Annotated in this window: 4 protein-coding genes; all 4 read left to right on the top strand. The window is 40.2% G+C overall.

The window, feature by feature from the left end; all coding sequences use genetic code 11:
* The coding region (locus WBN20_RS03755; RefSeq protein WP_424280751.1) for an aryl-sulfate sulfotransferase at window positions 1-958 on the top strand (958 nt) is incomplete at its 5' end.
* Window positions 959-1,120: 162 nt separating this feature from the next.
* The gene (locus WBN20_RS03760) at window positions 1,121-1,249 is read left to right on the top strand and encodes a hypothetical protein (RefSeq protein WP_424273109.1); all 129 of its coding nucleotides are present in this window, start codon (window positions 1,121-1,123) and stop codon (window positions 1,247-1,249) included.
* A gap of 30 nt (window positions 1,250-1,279) precedes the next feature.
* Window positions 1,280-1,471: a hypothetical protein gene (locus tag WBN20_RS03765; RefSeq protein WP_424273110.1), complete on the top strand. Its 192-nt coding sequence runs from the start codon at window positions 1,280-1,282 to the stop codon at window positions 1,469-1,471.
* Window positions 1,472-1,666: 195 nt separating this feature from the next.
* A partial coding sequence (locus WBN20_RS03770; RefSeq protein WP_424280752.1) for a transporter substrate-binding domain-containing protein occupies window positions 1,667-2,058 on the top strand: 392 nt, incomplete at its 3' end.

Genomic DNA, 2,058 nt, shown 5'->3' on the forward strand with positions numbered 1-2,058 from the left:
ATGGCGTGTGGAAGACCATTTGATTCAGGAATATGATGAAGCAAAGCCCAATTATGGAAACCCACAAGAACATCCGGAATTATTCAATTTTAATCTCGGTGATTCCATTCCTGACCGTATAACCCGGGACAGCCTGGACATTTTAAAAGCCATGGGACGGGGAGGAAGAAACCTTACCCTTGATAATCCACATTCAGATATTTATCATTTTAACGCAATAAATTACAATGCTGATTTGGATCAGATTGCCTTCAGCTCTCCTGAATTGAGTGAAGTCTTTATCATTGACCACAGTGTTACAACCGAAGAAGCGGCCAGTCACCAAGGTGGAAAAAGTGGTAAAGGCGGAGATTTATTGTACCGATGGGGTAATCCTGAAAATTATATGCAGGGCGATTCCACAGACCGGAAGCTTTATTACCAGCACGATATTCGCTGGATAGAAAAAGGGAAACCCGGGGCAGGGAACCTTACCCTTTATAACAATGATATTCCAATGGGGCCCGATAGTCTGAATTATTCTGCTATTTACGAAATTAACCCCGTTTTAATGCAAGATGGTGCTTATGAAATGATGGTCAATAATCGTTTTGCTCCGGAGGAAGCTGTATGGAGTTATGTGGCCAAGGATACCATCTCCTTTTACGGGAGTTTTATTTCAGGAGCGCATCGTATGGAAAACGGTAATACGTTCATTAACGAGGGCCCTAAAGGCCGTTTTTTTGAAGTTACACCAGACAGAGAAGTGGTTTGGGAATATTTGACCCCCTATCGCGGTAACATTCACAAACCAAATGGAGATCCGAGAAATGCGATGAATGGAACATTTAGTGTATTCCGGGCCACTTTTGTGCCAGCGGATCATCCGGCTTTACAGGGAAAAGAGCTTAAACCTTTGGATCCGCAGCCAGAAGTATTTGTGATGCCCCCTCCACCTGAAGAGGATAAGAAAGAATGATTTAATACCCTTTAAAAAAGTCAAGGAATTTCCCTACATTAAAAGGCTTGGTAGGTCTCGCAAAATTTAGCAATCGGGGAGTGAATATTTTATTAAGGTTTAATTTTCATATACTAAAACCCAGGTTTAAGTAAAAGAAGTAGAGTATTTTAAACCCATGTTATGAATGGAATTGATGTAGTGATGGTAATTGCAATAATCCTATTCGCAAGACTGGGGGTGCGTTTACTTATGGGTTATCAAAAAATGAAAAAAAACAATAAAAAGGATTCCAACAAAGAGGAACCCTAAAAATCAGTTATATACGTAAAAGCAATCAGCATGGGAATATTTTGGGATTTACTGCAACAGGAAGAACTGGATAAACAACAGGCACAAGCAGACAGTGTTGAAGACCGGGTGGCGATTTTAGAGACCGAACTTGAGAACACAAAGGCACTCCTTAGAAAAACTCTGGAAGCACTTGAGACTCATCTCAATAAGGATATTGACGGGGACGGAGTTGCCGGCTAATGATCAAAGTGCAAAGAATAAACTCTCTTGGTTGCTTAATCCGGGGTTTTGTAATGACACTGCCCCCTTACCAAAGAGGAAGGGAAAGTTAATTTATTTGCTTAAATCGGGAATATCTTGTTTAGCAGATAATGTATCTAACCGTACTATAAATAAATTCTTTTATATATTTAAACATTACAGGGGTAAAGCGTTATGACCAAACGAATAGGAATTCTAATTATCTGTTGCCTTTGTCTGAGCACCTGCCAGGTAAAAAAATCGGACCATAAAGAGACTGTGGTATCCAGGGATTTTGAGGAAATTGTGGCTGATGGAAAATTAAAAGTCCTTATTGCATATAGCGCCACAAGTTACTTTTTATATCGCGGTCAAACCATGGGCTATGAATATGAATTACTCAAGCGACTTTCCAAAAAATTGAACCTGGAATTGGAATTAAAAGTGTCCCGGAATCTCGATGAGATGTTGGATGAGCTAAAAAATGGCAACGTAGACCTTGTGGCACACGGCCTGGCTGTTACACAAGAGAGAAAGAAGGTGGTGGCTTTTAGCAATTATTTATACCTCACCAAACAGGTATTGGT

The organism is Eudoraea sp. (assembly GCF_049665975.1).
Taxonomy (GTDB): Bacteria; Bacteroidota; Bacteroidia; order Flavobacteriales; family Flavobacteriaceae; genus Eudoraea.